Annotated in this window: 14 protein-coding genes and 1 pseudogene; 11 read left to right on the plus strand and 4 right to left on the minus strand. The window is 59.0% G+C overall.

The window, feature by feature from the left end; all coding sequences use genetic code 11:
* The first annotated feature begins 127 nt into the window (after positions 1-127).
* The 4 genes from KJF94_RS22100 (at position 128) to KJF94_RS22115 (ending at position 5,522) form a co-directional block, all read left to right on the plus strand.
* Entirely contained in the window at positions 128-1,000 is an 873-nt protein-coding gene (locus KJF94_RS22100) for an oxygenase MpaB family protein (protein ID WP_214378777.1), read from the plus strand.
* Positions 1,001-1,164: 164 nt separating this feature from the next.
* Complete coding sequence (locus KJF94_RS22105; RefSeq protein ID WP_214378779.1) at positions 1,165-2,181, plus strand: class I SAM-dependent rRNA methyltransferase; 1,017 nt, start codon at positions 1,165-1,167, stop codon at positions 2,179-2,181.
* 93 nt (positions 2,182-2,274) lie between these two features.
* Positions 2,275-5,226: a DUF748 domain-containing protein gene (locus KJF94_RS22110; RefSeq protein WP_214378781.1), complete on the plus strand. Its 2,952-nt coding sequence runs from the start codon at positions 2,275-2,277 to the stop codon at positions 5,224-5,226.
* Positions 5,226-5,522 carry a DUF2845 domain-containing protein gene (locus KJF94_RS22115; RefSeq protein ID WP_214384932.1) on the plus strand — a complete coding sequence of 99 codons (297 nt, stop codon included), beginning with the start codon at positions 5,226-5,228 and terminating at the stop codon, positions 5,520-5,522. Before KJF94_RS22110 ends, KJF94_RS22115 begins: the two co-directional genes overlap by 1 nt.
* A 224-nt stretch (positions 5,523-5,746) precedes the next feature.
* Here the strand turns inward: KJF94_RS22115 and KJF94_RS22120 are convergent, their stop codons facing one another.
* Positions 5,747-6,100, minus strand: a complete 354-nt coding sequence (locus KJF94_RS22120) for a BON domain-containing protein (protein ID WP_214378783.1) — start codon at positions 6,098-6,100, stop codon at positions 5,747-5,749.
* A gap of 315 nt (positions 6,101-6,415) precedes the next feature.
* Entirely contained in the window at positions 6,416-6,826 is a 411-nt protein-coding gene (locus KJF94_RS22125) for a pilin (RefSeq protein WP_214378785.1), read from the minus strand.
* A 225-nt stretch (positions 6,827-7,051) separates the two neighbouring features.
* Between KJF94_RS22125 and pilB the strand changes: the two genes are divergently transcribed.
* The 6 genes from pilB (at position 7,052) to KJF94_RS22155 (ending at position 12,400) form a co-directional block, all read left to right on the plus strand.
* Positions 7,052-8,752, plus strand: coding sequence for a type IV-A pilus assembly ATPase PilB (gene pilB, locus KJF94_RS22130; protein WP_214378787.1), 1,701 nt, complete (start codon positions 7,052-7,054; stop codon positions 8,750-8,752).
* A 2-nt stretch (positions 8,753-8,754) separates the two neighbouring features.
* Entirely contained in the window at positions 8,755-9,972 is a 1,218-nt protein-coding gene (locus tag KJF94_RS22135) for a type II secretion system F family protein (protein ID WP_214378789.1), read from the plus strand.
* 1 nt (position 9,973) lies between these two features.
* Positions 9,974-10,846: a prepilin peptidase gene (locus KJF94_RS22140; protein WP_214378791.1), complete on the plus strand. Its 873-nt coding sequence runs from the start codon at positions 9,974-9,976 to the stop codon at positions 10,844-10,846.
* Complete coding sequence (gene coaE / locus KJF94_RS22145) at positions 10,843-11,466, plus strand: dephospho-CoA kinase (protein WP_214378793.1); 624 nt, start codon at positions 10,843-10,845, stop codon at positions 11,464-11,466. Before KJF94_RS22140 ends, coaE begins: the two co-directional genes overlap by 4 nt.
* A complete protein-coding gene (yacG, locus tag KJF94_RS22150) occupies positions 11,463-11,663 on the plus strand; it encodes a DNA gyrase inhibitor YacG (protein ID WP_214378795.1) in 201 nt (66 codons plus the stop codon). The genes coaE and yacG overlap by 4 nt, the downstream gene beginning before the upstream one ends.
* Positions 11,664-12,064: 401 nt before the next feature.
* A complete protein-coding gene (locus tag KJF94_RS22155; RefSeq protein WP_214378797.1) occupies positions 12,065-12,400 on the plus strand; it encodes a hypothetical protein in 336 nt (111 codons plus the stop codon).
* A gap of 57 nt (positions 12,401-12,457) precedes the next feature.
* Here the strand turns inward: KJF94_RS22155 and KJF94_RS22160 are convergent, their stop codons facing one another.
* Positions 12,458-13,147, minus strand: a complete 690-nt coding sequence (locus KJF94_RS22160; protein WP_214378799.1) for an energy-coupling factor ABC transporter permease — start codon at positions 13,145-13,147, stop codon at positions 12,458-12,460.
* A gap of 644 nt (positions 13,148-13,791) precedes the next feature.
* Between KJF94_RS22160 and KJF94_RS22165 the strand changes: the two genes are divergently transcribed.
* Entirely contained in the window at positions 13,792-14,034 is a 243-nt protein-coding gene (locus KJF94_RS22165; RefSeq protein ID WP_214378801.1) for a DUF2790 domain-containing protein, read from the plus strand.
* Between the two features lie 18 nt (positions 14,035-14,052).
* On the opposite strand, the pseudogene KJF94_RS30690 reads toward KJF94_RS22165, so the two are convergent.
* Positions 14,053-14,445: pseudogene (locus KJF94_RS30690) on the minus strand (methyl-accepting chemotaxis protein); the annotation flags it as partial.
* Positions 14,446-14,618: the final 173 nt, after the last annotated feature.

Here is a 14,618-nt window from a genome sequence, read left to right on the forward strand (position 1 = left end):
CTCAAGCGCACCGCGTTTATTCGGGAAATACGCGTTATCGTTAACGTCCATCGCCGGCAAGCCGGTCTCGCTCCCAAAAGGGAGCAATACAGAGTTTGCCGCGTTTCATTTTCACCACTGAGTCGCCATGGAATTCATCCGCAGCCGCATCGAAACCCAGGTCATGAGCCTCACCGGTCTGTCCCTCGGCAAGCTCGACCTGGAAAACCCCAAGGGCGATCCTGGCCTGTTCGGTCCCGACTCGGTGAGTTGGCAGGTTCACGGCGACTTCAGCAGCATGCTCATCGGCGGTATCAGCGCGCTGATGCTGCAAGCCCTGCACCCATTGGCGCTGGCCGGGGTCTGGGACCATTCGAATTTTCGCGAGGACATGCTCGGTCGCCTGCGCCGCACCGGGCAGTTCATTTCCGGCACCACGTTCGGCTCGCGCCAGGATGCGGACTGGCTGATCGAGAAAGTGCGCACCATCCACCTGCAAGTGACCGGCACCGCGCCGGATGGTCGGCCTTACGCCGCGAGTAATCCCGATCTGCTGACCTGGGTGCACGTAGCCGAGGTCAGCAATTTTCTCGCGGCGCATTTGCGTTACCGCAATCCGCACCTGTCTGCGGCCGATCAGGACCGTTACTACAATGAAATCGCCTTAATCGCCGAACGACTCGGTGCTCGTGGTGTGCCCCGTTCGCGACAGGAAATAGCCGATTACCTTGAGCGCATACGTCCACAACTGCTGTGCGACGATCGCAGTCGCGAGGTGTTGCGACTGCTGTTGAACGCCCCGGCCCCCAGCCGTCTGGCCAAGCCGTTCGGCGGGTTGATGATGCAGGCCGGCATCGACCTGCTGCCGGATTGGGCGAGTGACATGCTGGGCGTCCGCCAGACTCCGCTGCAACGCACGCTGATCCGCGCCAGCGTCAACCGCAGTGCACCGATGCTGCGATGGGCCGTGCGTAATGGCTCGGTGCATCGGGCGAAGCGGCGGATGGGATTGTTGACCTGATCCATATTTGTAGGAGCGAGGCTTGCCCGCGAAGAACGATAGCGCGGTGTATCCGCCAGACCGCGCGGCATTCTTCGCGGGCAAGCCTCGCTCCTACAGGTTCTCCGTCGCTCAAGCTGTTAAACTCCCGCGCCAAATTCCCTCCCTCCTGCAAGGCGCCCAGCATGTCTTCCTTGAATCAGGCGCTGCGCGCCGCCCTCGATCATCGCCAGGACCTGCTTGCCGAACTGCATCAGCAAGGCACCGATTGCTATCGCCTGTTCCATGGCAGCCAGGAAGGTGCTGGCGGCCTGACCATCGACCGCTACGGCCCGCAACTGTTGGTGCAGAGCTTTCACCAGGCACTGGAGCGCGATGCCCTGCTGCAACTGCACGAAGCGATCAATCAACACCTGGGCTTCGAGACTCTGCTGGTCTACAACGACCGCTCCCGGGGCAACTCGCGCATCGACCGCGAAGACACCGTTTACCGCGCCGATGAAGCCGCCCTGCAAGACCTGGTCGGCCACGAATGGGGCCTGAACTATCGGGTCCGTGGCCGCCACGCCGGTCAGGACCCGTTGCTGTTCCTCGACCTGCGCAACACCCGCGGCTGGGTCAAGGAACACAGCCAGCACAAAAGCGTGCTGAACCTGTTTGCCTACACCTGCGGCGTCGGCCTGAGCGCTGCGGCCGGTGGCGCAAGCGAAGTGTGCAACCTGGATTTCGCCGAGGGCAATCTGGCGGTTGGCCGCGAAAACGGTCTGCTCAATCCGCAGTTGCCGACCATGCAGTTCATCCAGTCCGATTACTTCCCGGCCATTCGCCAGCTCGCCGGTCTGCCCATCAGCCAGCGCCGCGGGCAGAAATTGCCGAGCTATCAACGCCTGGAACAACGTCAATACGACCTGGTGTTGCTGGACCCACCGGCCTGGGCCAAGAGCGCTTTCGGCACCGTCGACCTGCTGCGCGACTACCAGAGCCTGCTCAAACCCGCGCTGCTGACAACCGCCGACAATGGCGTGCTGATTTGCTGCAACAACCTGGCAAAAGTCAGCATGGACGACTGGCGCGAACAGGTATTGCGTTGCGCCGAGAAAGCCGGGCGACCGGTGCGCGAGTGGACGGTGATGAAACCGGGCGGCGATTTCCCGTCCCTGGATCAACAGCCACCGCTGAAAACCCTGATCCTGCAACTCTGAAACTCAAAGAAACTTTCAGATAAATCCTGTAACGCAGGGTGGCTTCGGAACCGGATTCGCGTGCCATACTCCAACGCACTCCGATTCAGACAGATGAAGCCACACATGCCCAAAGGATTGATCCGCGCTATCGGCGCCTTGTTGACTGCTCTGGCCCTCTACAGCCTGCTGGGGTTTCTGATTTTGCCGGGCATCGCATTGCGGGTGGCCAACCAACAATTGGCCAACTACGCCACGACGCCCGCGACCATTCAGCGAATCGAACTCAACCCCTTCAGTCTTGAAGTCACCCTGTGGGGCCTGATCATCGGCGAGCCGGGCAAGGAACAGGTCGGCTTCGAACGCCTGTACGCCAACCTGCAGATCGACAGCCTGTGGACCAAAGCGCTGCATCTGTCCGATATCGAACTGGACAAACCCAAGACCGAAATCCTCTTCGGCAAGGACGGCAAACTCAATCTGCTCGGCCTGTTCAAAATCCCCGCCAGCGAACCGACCCCGGCCGACCCGAACGCCAAACCGTTTCCACTGCGCGTAGAGCGGATCAAACTGGCCGACGGTGCCGTGCACTTCAAGGATGACCGTCCCAGCGAAGCTATCGAGTTCCTCTACGACAAACTCGATTTCGAGCTGAAAAACCTCAGCACCCTGCCCGAAGACAGCGCCGACATGACCCTTGTGGCCATCGGCCCGAACGGTGGGCAGCTCGACTGGACCGGCAATTTCAGCCTGATCCCGATCGCCTCCGAAGGTAAGCTGAAAGTCACCGACGGTCAGATGAAAGCCTTTTGGCCCTATGTGCGTGACGCGCTGCCGCTGGTGCTGGAAAACGGCGTGCTGAACCTGAGCACCGACTACAAACTCAATCTGTCCAAGGAAACCGAACTGCTGCTGAGCAACGTCGCGGTCAGCGTGGCGCCTTTCGCCATCAACGCCCCGGACGGTCGACCGCTGGCGAAGCTCGCGCGACTGGACATCACCGACACCACGGTGGACCTGGCCAAACAGCAAGTAGTGGTTGGTAAAATCCGCAGCAATAAATTGGAAACCTGGGCGGCGCTTGAAGCTGACGGCCAACTCGACTGGCAGAAGCTGTTCGCCAGCCAACCGTCCAAGGAAGCCGCGAAAGCCAAAGCCGAACCCGTCAGCACGCCAGCAGCAGCCGACTCGCCGAAAACCCCTGCCGCGCCAAGCAAGCCTTGGCAGGTGTTGCTCAAAGACGTGCAACTGCGCGATTACCAGGTGCACCTGGCCGATCGAAAAGCGCAACCCGCCGTGACGCTGGACCTGAACCCGCTGAACCTGGACCTGCAGAATTTCGACAGTCTCAATGGATCGCCCTTTACCCTCAAGCTCGACACCGGCGTAGGCAAGCAAGGCAAGATCACCGCGGATGGCGAGGTCAATCTGGCCCCGGTCAGCGCCAGACTCAACGTGCAGACCAAGGACATCGACCTGCGGGTTGCCCAGTCCTACATCAACCCGTTCATTCGCCTCGAACTGCGCAGCGGCATGCTTGGCAGCGACCTGGCGGTCAACCTGAAAAGCACCGAGCCGCTGGCGCTCAGCGTGACAGGACGCGCGCAGATCGATCAACTGCACACCCTCGACACCCTGAAAACCCGCGACTTCCTCAAATGGCAGCAGGTGGTGCTCGAAGGCTTGAATTATCAACACGGCGACAGCCTGTCGATCGACAGGATCAACCTGTTCCAACCCTATGTGCGCTTCATGATCAACGATGACCGCACCACCAACGTCGATGACCTGCTGATCCCCCAGCCGCCTGACTCCGGTGCCAAAACGGCCGCCGCCAAACCGGCCGCCAGCAAGGACAAACCGCTGGGCATCCATATCGGTGGCATTGCCATCAATGACGGCTCGGCCAACTTTGCCGACTTCAGTTTGACCCCGAATTTCGCTACCGCCGTGCAACAACTCAACGGCCAGATCGGCACCATCGACAGCCGTCAGGCGAAACCGGCGACCGTGGATATCAAAGGTAAGGTCGATCGTTATGCACCGGTGACCATCAAGGGTTCGGTCAATCCGTTCGATCCGATGGCCAGCCTCGACATCGCCACCAGTTTCAAACGGGTGGAACTGACCACGCTGACGCCCTACTCCGGCAAGTTCGCCGGCTACCGAATCCGCAAGGGCCGGCTCAATCTCGACTTGCATTACCTGATCACCAAAGGTCAGCTCAAGGCTGAAAACAAAGTGGTGGTCGAGCAGTTGCAGCTCGGTGAAAAGGTCGACAGCCCGGACGCAGTCAGCCTGCCGTTGAAACTGGCGATTGCCCTGCTCAAGGACGTCGACGGCAAGATCTCCATCGAACTGCCGGTCACCGGCGACCTCAACAATCCACAGTTCAGCGTTATGCCGATTGTCTGGCAGACCCTGCGCAACCTGATCGTCAAGGCCGCCGCTGCGCCGTTCAAAATGATCGGCGGACTGGTCAGTGGCGGTGGTTCGGAAGACCTGGGCACCGTGTCGTTCGCGCCGGGCTCAAGCGACCTGAGCAAGGAGGCCGAGGGTTCCTTGGTCAAGCTGTCCCAGGCCCTCAAGGAACGCCCGGCCCTGCGCCTGGAAATCGAAGGCACCGCTGCCGCCAAGAGCGATGGCCCGCTGATCGCCGAGCAACGCCTGGAACGGGAATACCAGTACAACTACTACAAAATGCTCCAGCGGCGCGGCGACAAGGTGCCGGCGCAAGCCTCGTTGCTGCAAGTACCGGACGGCGAGAAAGACCCGCTGCTGGAAGGCATCTACCGCACTCGCCTGAAAACCCAGCCGCCCGCCGAATGGAAGGATCTGGGCAAGGAAGAACGCACCGTGAAAATGCGCGCGGACGTGATCAAGTTCTGGAGTACCAGCGACGTGCTGTTGCGCCAACTCGGCCAGGATCGCGCCAGCAGCATCAAGGATTATCTGGTCGACAAGGGTCAGTTGGCCGATGAGCGCGTATATTTCATCGACGCCAGCCTCGGCGAACCGGAAAGTGACGGTAAGGTGGTGACACCACTGCATCTGGACGCCGAATGATGATCAGACAATTGCTGTTCGGCCTGGCGCTGGCACTGGCGGCCAGTCAGGCTTCGGCCGCCGATACCCTGCGCTGCGGCAGTCAGTTGGTCAGCGTCGGGGACAGGTCCAGCGAGGTGCTGCAGAAGTGCGGTGAACCGGTCAGCCGCGATCTGTTGGGCTACAAGCGCAGTGCCAATCGGCGGGAAGAATTCCAGGTCGAGGAATGGACCTACGGGCCTAGCGGCGGGATGTATCAGTACCTGCGGTTTGAAGGGAATCGGTTGAAGCAGATCACCAGCAAGCGCGGTAATTGAACCCAATACAAAACCAAAAGTGTGGGAGCGAGACCGGCAAGCCGGTCTCGCTCCCACACTTTTTGATTTTGCGGTGCCCACAATAGAACAGGCCCCAAACACGAATGTCCGGGGCCTGTAATGGCCACATCCTTGTGGCCGTCGCATGAACTCTCAAGTGGCGGCAGACGTATGACTCGGCTCGTCTACCGCGTCTTCTCCCGGTCCAGGCGAGAAGTCTTGCCTTACTCGGCTTTCAGGCCGTCAGCGGAGACCGCTTTGACGCCTTTGATTTTCTTGGTGATGGCCACAGCAGTGGCTTTCTGAGCGTCAGTCACCGCGACGGTAGACGACAGGGATACAACACCTTTGTTGGTTTCGACTTTGATGTCGGTACCAGGAATGCCTTTTTCGGTAACCAGGTCACTTTTGACTTTGGTGGTGATCCAGGTATCGGAGGTAGCTTCCTTGGCCTTGGTCACTTCTCCGGCAGCCAGGGTCATTGGCGCTTGGGTGACTTGGGTCTGTGCAAATGCAGCGTTGGCCATGGTCAGGGTCAGAGCGGTAGCAGCAGCGGCAGCGATAGCGAACTTCTTCATACGAGTAACTCCTGTTTTTCTAGAAAGTCTGCTGCGTGTCTTGTCAGCAGGGTTACCAGAGATATTGCGAACGCTGTGCCAACTTTTAGGTGGATGATAAATCCTTATAAATCAGTATGTTATGGAAAAGGCTAATTTTCGGAATCATGCAAAATGCATGACTTCGGAATTATGTACATGCAAGTTGCGGGTTTTAGCACAGGCCTAAGGCCATGAATTATTGGAAGTTTTCTCAATTACTCCAATTTGCCCCGAACGGCGAACAAAAAAAATGCCCCGCGTCGTGAAACGCGGGGCATGGAACAGACTTGGAATTCAGACGCCAGGGCAACCGTTAGGCGCGTACTCTTTGGGTACGGTCGATTTACAAGTCCAGCCACCGGCCAGCGCCCGCGAAAGCGTTATGGTCTTGCCGGCCACCTGACCGTTTGCATTGAGGATCGTGCAGCCAATACTGCCAACACCAGTAGTGATGGTGCCCGCCACCGCAATCGTGCAATTGCCTGTGGTCGCGCTAACGCCGAGCAGAGCGAGGGTGGGGGTGGTGCCTTGATTCATAATGTCTTCGTAGGGGACCTTCAATGCCGATATTTCAGCAAGACCGGCGGTGACCTTCGCCCGCGACTGATACTTCGAATACTGCGGCAGCGCAACCGACGCCAGAATCCCGATGATCGCCACCACGATCAACAGCTCGATCAGGGTAAAACCTTTTTGAGTATTCATAGACAAGCTCCATGCATGAGTCGAAATCTCATGATCTGAACTAGCCACAGCACAGCCCATGCCAAGCCCTTCGCCCCCAGTTATGGGGGCACGAGGCCAACACCAAGCCCTTTCCTACCCCCAGAATCCGCACTATCTGACACTTTTTGTCACCTGAGCAGCGCTGGTTAGGTTCCTCCGTTTGACTAGGCTATAAGTCATGAACTGTCTGAGTCCGGTATCCCAATGAATGACATCGCCCTTAGCGGTCTGGCCAAGCAATTGGTGCTGGCCGAACTGCTCACTGATAAAAGCGCGCAACAGGCGTATCAGCAGTCCCTTCGCAATCGCATCTCCCTGGTCACGTACCTGGTGCAGAACAAACTGGTGCAAAGCCGCCAGATTGCCGAGATCGCATCGGAACACTTTGGCATAGCCTTGCTGGACCTCAACTGCCTGAACAAGGAGGCCCAGCCCAAGGGACTGGTCAGCGAGAAACTGCTCCGTCAGCACCACGCCCTGCCCCTCTGGCGGCGCGGCAACAAGTTGTTCGTGGGCGTTTCCGACCCGACCAATCATCAAGCCATCAATGACATCCAGTTCAGCACCGGGCTGAATACCGAAGCCATCCTGGTGGAGGACGACAAGCTCAGCGACGCCATCGAGAAATTTTTCGACAGCCACAGTACCGGCCTGGAAGACATGGCCGACGTCGACCTCGATGGCGTCGACATCGATTCGATCGATGGCCACAACCAGGACGCCATCGCCGGGCAAGACGCCGACGACGCGCCGGTGGTGCGCTTTGTCCACAAGATGTTGCTCGACGCGATCAAGAGCGGCTCATCCGACCTGCACTTCGAACCCTACGAGAAAACCTACCGCGTGCGGATGCGCACCGACGGCATGCTGCGTGAAGTCGCCAAGCCACCGATTCAACTGGCCAACCGCATCGCTGCGCGCCTGAAAGTCATGGCCAGCCTCGACATCTCCGAGCGACGCAAACCGCAGGACGGGCGGATCAAGATGCGCCTGTCCAAGAGCAAGTCCATCGACTTCCGGGTCAATACCCTGCCGACCCTGTGGGGCGAGAAAGTGGTGATCCGGATCCTCGACCCGTCCAGCGCCCAAATGGGCATCGACGCCCTTGGCTACGAGTCGGACCAGAAAGATCTGTACATGGCCGCGTTGAAGCAGCCGCAAGGGATGATTCTGGTGACCGGCCCCACCGGTTCGGGCAAGACCGTGTCGCTCTATACCGGGCTGAATATTCTCAACACTGTGGACATCAATATCTCCACCGCCGAAGACCCGGTGGAGATCAACATGGAAGGCATCAACCAGGTCAACGTCAATCCCAAGCAAGGACTGGGTTTTGCCCAGGCACTGCGCTCGTTTTTGCGCCAGGACCCGGACGTGATCATGGTCGGCGAAATTCGCGATCTGGAAACCGCCGAAATTGCTATCAAGGCCGCCCAGACCGGGCACCTGGTGCTATCGACCCTGCACACCAACAGCGCGGCGGAAACCCTGACCCGCCTGCACAACATGGGGATTCAGGGATTCAACATCGCCACTTCGGTCAGCCTGATCATCGCCCAGCGCCTGGCGCGCAAACTGTGCAGCCATTGCAAGAAACCCATCGATATTCCCCGCGAGGCATTGATCAAGGAAGGCTTCCCCGAGGAACGCATTGGCTCGTTCACGATCTATGAACCGGTCGGTTGCGACCAGTGCAATGTTGGCTACAAGGGGCGCGTGGGGATTTATGAAGTGGTGAAGAACACACCAGACCTGCAACGACTGATCATGGCCGAAGGCAATTCGCTGGAAATCGATATCCAGATGCGCAAGGACGGCTTCAACGATCTGCGTACTTCCGGGCTGATCAAGGCCATGCAGGGCATCACCAGCCTTGAAGAAATCAACCGGGTCACCAAGGACTGAACATGGCGGTCAAAGCAGCGAAAATCAGTGTGTACGCCTGGGAAGGCACCGATAAAAAAGGCACGAAAATGACCGGCGAACTCACCGGTCAGAACCCGGCGTTGATCAAGGCGCAATTGCGCAAGCAAGGCATCAACCCCGGTAAGGTGCGCAAGAAATCCGCATCGATTCTCAGCCTCGGCCAACGCATCAAGGCGCATGACATTGCCCTGTTCACCCGGCAGATGGCGACCATGATGAAAGCCGGTGTGCCGCTGTTGCAGTCGTTCGACATCATTGGCGAAGGCTTCGATAACCCGGCCATGCGTAAACTGGTGGACGAAGTGAAACAGGAGGTCGCGGCGGGTAACAGCTTCGCCGCGGCCCTGCGCAAAAAGCCCCAGTATTTCGACGAGCTCTATTGCAACCTGGTGGATGCCGGCGAGCAGGCCGGCGCGCTGGACACCCTGCTGGAGCGCGTCGCGACCTACAAGGAAAAGAGCGAAAGCCTCAAGGCCAAAATCAAGAAAGCCATGACTTATCCGCTGGCCGTGGTGATCGTCGCGATCATCGTCACCGGGATTCTGCTGATCAAGGTGGTGCCGCAGTTCAAGTCGGTGTTTGAAGGTTTTGGTGCCCAACTGCCTGCGTTCACGTTGATGGTCATCAGCCTGTCGCAGTTCCTGCAGGATTGGTGGTGGTTGATGCTTGGCGTGCTGATCCCTGTGATATTCGGTGTGCGCCACGCCTTCAAGAAATCTCAGGGCTTTCGGGACTGGACAGACACCTGGCTGCTGAAACTGCCGCTGGTTGGCGCGTTGATGTACAAATCCGCCGTGGCCCGTTACGCCCGTACACTGTCGACCACCTTCGCCGCCGGCGTCCCGCTTGTGGAGGCGCTGGAGTCAGTGGCGGGCGCGACCGGCAACATCGTGTTCAAGCGTGCGGTGCTGCGCATCAAGCAGGATGTGTCGACGGGGATGCAGCTGAACTTCTCCATGCGCACCTCCGGCGTCTTTCCGAACATGGCGATTCAGATGACGGCCATTGGCGAAGAGTCCGGCGCACTGGACGACATGCTCGACAAGGTCGCCAGTTTCTATGAGGCCGAGGTCGACAACATGGTCGATAACCTCACCAGCCTGATGGAACCGTTCATCATGGTGGTGCTGGGTGTTATCGTCGGCGGCCTGGTGGTTGCGATGTACCTGCCCATCTTCCAACTCGGCAATGCGATCTGACATGCCCTTGAACGAAATCCTGACCGTGTACCCGTTGGCGTTTGTCGTCATTGCACTGACGGTCGGCTTGCTGGTCGGCAGCTTCCTCAACGTGGTGATCTGGCGCCTGCCGAAAATGCTCGCGCGCGAGTGGCGACTGCAGGCCTACGACATTCTGGGCCTGCCGGGCGATACGCCGCAGCCGACCTATAACCTGATGCTGCCCCACTCCCAGTGCCCGCACTGTGGGCACAGGATCCGCGCTTGGGAAAACATTCCGGTGCTCAGTTATGTGTTTTTACGTGGGCGATGCTCGAGTTGCGCAACGCCCATCAGCAAACGCTATCCATTGACCGAACTGGCCTGCGGCCTGCTGTCAGCGTTCATCGCCTGGCATTTCGGTTTCGGTTGGCAGGCCGTGATGGTGCTGATGTTGAGTTGGGGTTTGTTGGCCATGAGCCTGATCGACGCCGAGCATCAACTGTTGCCGGATGTACTGGTGCTGCCGCTGCTGTGGCTGGGATTGATCGTCAACAGCTTCGAGTTGTTCGTGCCATTGACTGAGGCACTGTGGGGCGCAATTGCGGGCTACATGGCGCTGTGGTCGGTGTTCTGGCTGTTCAAGCTGATCACCGGCAAGGATGGCATCGGCCACGGCGATTTCAAGCTGTTGGCCATGCTGGGCGCCTGGGGTGGCTGGCAGATTTTGCCGCTGACCCTTTTGTTGTCATCTCTGGTCGGAGCCGTTATCGGCGTTATTTTGCTGAGCCTGCGCAACGCGAAAACCTCGACGCCGATCCCCTTCGGTCCCTATCTGGCGATTGCCGGCTGGATTGCCTTGCTCTGGGGTGGTCAAATAACCGGCTTCTATTGGCAGTTTGTCGGTTTGAAATGAATACCCCTGTGGAAAAACCCTGGATTCTCGGCCTGACCGGCGGCATCGGCAGCGGCAAAAGCGCGGCCGCCCAGCACTTCATCGACCTGGGCGTGCACGTGGTCGATGCCGATCATGCGGCGCGCTGGGTCGTAGAACCCGGTCGCCCGGCACTGACCCGGATCGCCGAACATTTCGGCCCCGGCGTGTTGCAGGCCGACGGTCAACTGGATCGTGCGGCGTTGCGCAAACTGATCTTCGAAGTGCCTGAGCAACGCCTCTGGCTCGAGGCGCTTTTGCATCCGCTGATCGCCAGGGAAATCGCCGATCACTTGGGCAAGGCACAATCGTCTTACGCGATTCTGGTTTCGCCGTTGCTGATCGAGTCCGGGCAGTACGCCATGACTCAGCGTGTGCTGGTGATCGATGCACCCGAACAGTTACAGATCGAACGCACCCTGCAGCGCGACAACACCAGCGAACAGCAGGTCCAGGCGATCCTCAAGGCGCAATCCAGCCGCGAGGATCGTGTGAGCCATGCCGACGATGTGGTGGTCAACGACCGCGACCTCGCCTGGCTGCACAGCGAGGTCGAACGCCTGCATCACTTTTACCTAACATTGCGTGGAGGCCAGTCATGAGCCAGACCCCAACCGTTGAATGCCCGACCTGCGGCGCCCCTGTCGAATGGAGTTCCGAGAGTAAATTCCGGCCGTTCTGCTCCGACCGTTGCAAACTGATCGACCTGGGCGCGTGGGCATCGGAAGAACACAAGATTCCAGTGGCACCCGATGCCGAGGACGAGTTGTTCAGCGGCGACTTCGACCCGCGTCACTGATCCCGATCGCCGGGGGCTGACTTGTGCCAGAAATCGACGAAATGAGTCAGGCTGTGACGCCGCTTTTAGTATCAAGACAATTGCTATTGCCATTTTCTCTTCATCCTATTCCTGTTGCTCATTGCTTATGCGCAAGCATCGCCACGGACGTCCAGGCAGGGCAGACAAGTACCACCCGTGGTGGCAAGTCAGTAAAAAGTATAGTGCCATCGGGTTGGGCCGTGAGGTCGGCGAGCGAGACCCGGTTGCCAGCTATACTCAATCTCAGATTCGCATGGCAGAGGTTGGCCAGAAGCGGCCCAAAAAAACGAACCCTGCCCATGCGTAATGATCAGATAAGTGATGGCATTGAGAAGAGACAAGAGCTACAGAATCCAGCAGCCCACGACGGAGGTTTCGTTATGAGTGCCCTGACGATCGAAGGCTGGTGCAAAACCAGCCCCGACCAAAAATCCACCCCAATAGGTGAAATCCATTTTTACGTCGATGTCCCACTTCGTCAGCGCCTGGAGCAGGCTGAAGAACACCTGAAGAGTTCCCATGAGCCTGAAGCCATGGTTGATGTCGACATGAGCACCCTGGATTTGAAATTGCCAGAGGGATACGACCCCTTGTCCGACTGCAAAATGCGCGTCTATTTGCACCTCGATCGTGGTCAATACCATTTGGTCGGGCACCGAGCAAGCGATGGTAGCTTGATCTATAGCAACGCGGTTTTGATTGATCAGCAGATTTAGGGAACCGCTGGAAAAACGGAGTATGGGATCGCCATCATTTGGCGGATTTCAAAGGGGTCAAGACTTGGGATCGTCGTCCTTCCAGGGCGCCGACAGATAGCGCGTGCGGTTGAAGGTCTCCAGCCATTCGGGGCAGAACACCACCAGCGCACTGACCACCATGCCGTTGATGAACGCCTCTGGAAAAATGATCAACCACAAGTAACCCACAAAATCCTCCAGCCAATAGGGCATGGCAAAACGCTCGTCGAACCACAACACCCACAGTGCCAGCAACAGGCACAGCAACGCCGACAGCGCCGCCGCAAAGAAACCGGAAACGAAGATGTAGACAAAGGGATTTCGTGGCTGCGCTCGCTCAACCAGGATCGCGCAGCACTCGGTGATCAGCACCGGCAACAGGATCAACAGCGCGCCATTCACCCCCATTGCGACCAGGTCCTGTCGGCCGAGTAGCATCAGACCGGTTTGCGCCACCAGACCACCGATGATCGCCAGCGGCCAGTCCAGAAGCAGGGTCACTGCGGTCATGCCGAGGAAGTGATAGGACACGCCGGTGTCGAAATCCCGGCGTACCAGCCAGAGCATGAATAGCGCGAAGACTGTGCCGAATAACAGGTGCTGGCGGCGGCTGTCGCTGAACAGTTCGACCCACGGGGCTCGTGCGATGGCCCAGATCAGTGCCGGGACGTAGATCAGCCAGCCGACGGTGAGGGTTTCGGGGGACAGTAGCTCGGCGCCGATCATGGCTGGGGTTGCTCCTTTTTCTTTGCCGGAGGAGGACTGGTTCTCAGTCTACACCGGGCTTTGAATGTGCTTCGTCTTTGCTTCGCGGGGACGATTGGGGGCATATCCATTCCTGCGGTAACGGCGGCTATTGGTTCCGCTCTTACGGCGGGTTACTTGGAAGAGCGCCAAGTAACCAAGCGCCTGCGCCCCTGACGTACGGTGGCTCGCCTAGGCTCGCCATACCCTCGCTCCGGTCCTGCGCTCGGCCTTCCGACGGGGCAGATCAAGATCAAGATCAACAGCCAAAGCGAGGCGGCCTGATAGCCGACCTGAAGTGCGTCAAGGTCATCGGCGGTGAGCCCCCGGCCATGGATGGCCGATGGCGGCGGGCCCACGGAGCAGGACCGGAACGAGGGCATGGCGAGCCTTAGCGAGGCACCGAACGAAAGGGGCAAAAGCGCTTGGTTACTTGGCGCTTTTCCAAGTAACCCGCTGTAAGAGCGGAACCGCCAGCCGCCGTTACCGCAGAAACGGATATACACCCAATCAACCAGAGCGATTGTTACGTTTCCTGCAACGCTGAATCAGCCCCCGCCCCCTTTATCGATCCCAACCAAGGACTAAACTTCATAGCATCAGAACCAACCCCGGAACCGACAAAAATGAAAACCCTGACCACCCTGCTTCTGACCCTACTCGCCACGTCAGCCATGGCCGCCACCAACGAGCCAGTCGCCACCCCGTACAACCCGGCGCAACCACTGGACATCGCCAAGGTGGTTTCAGTGACCGACACCGCAACCGCGTGCGACGTCGTGCCGGCAACCATGGTCTACATCGATCATCAAGGCCAGACCCACAGCGTGACCTACCCAGTCATGGGCAACTGCACCAGCAGCCTGTAACGCCGGGCAACCCACGACTCACACGATCAGCCGTTTCGCCTGCAACGCCAAATCATGCAGGCCGGCCAAACGCGCCATGATCCGTTCGACCACCTCGACCCTGGCCACCGCACCGCTTTGCAATTCACCCATCGAGTGCAACGCCACTCCAGCTTTTTCCAGACCCAGACGGGTTGACCCGGATAACTGCTGAAGCCCTTGGCGCGCCTGCTCCGCGGACTGTTCCAGCCCCGTGGCGATTTGCCGGATCTGCGCACTGGAGTCCGCCGCCTGACGCGAGAGATTGCGCACCTCATCGGCGACCACCGCAAACCCTCGGCCATGGCTGCCCGCCCTCGCCGCCTCAATCGCTGCGTTCAGCGCCAACAGGTTGGTCTGACGGGCAATGTCCTGGATGCTGCCGACAATCGCGCCGATGCGCATCGACTGACTGCCGAGCTCATCGAACACCTGATCCAGACGTTGCATGTAGAGGTTCAGATCCTCCAGCACACCGGCCGAAGACTGCATGCTCTGCGCACTCGCCTTGACCCGTTCCCCGGCCGTGCGCGCCAGTTGATTGGCAAAACGCATGTCCTCCTCGG

The sequence above is a fragment of the Pseudomonas hormoni genome (assembly GCF_018502625.1).
Classification (GTDB): domain Bacteria; phylum Pseudomonadota; class Gammaproteobacteria; order Pseudomonadales; family Pseudomonadaceae; genus Aquipseudomonas; species Aquipseudomonas hormoni.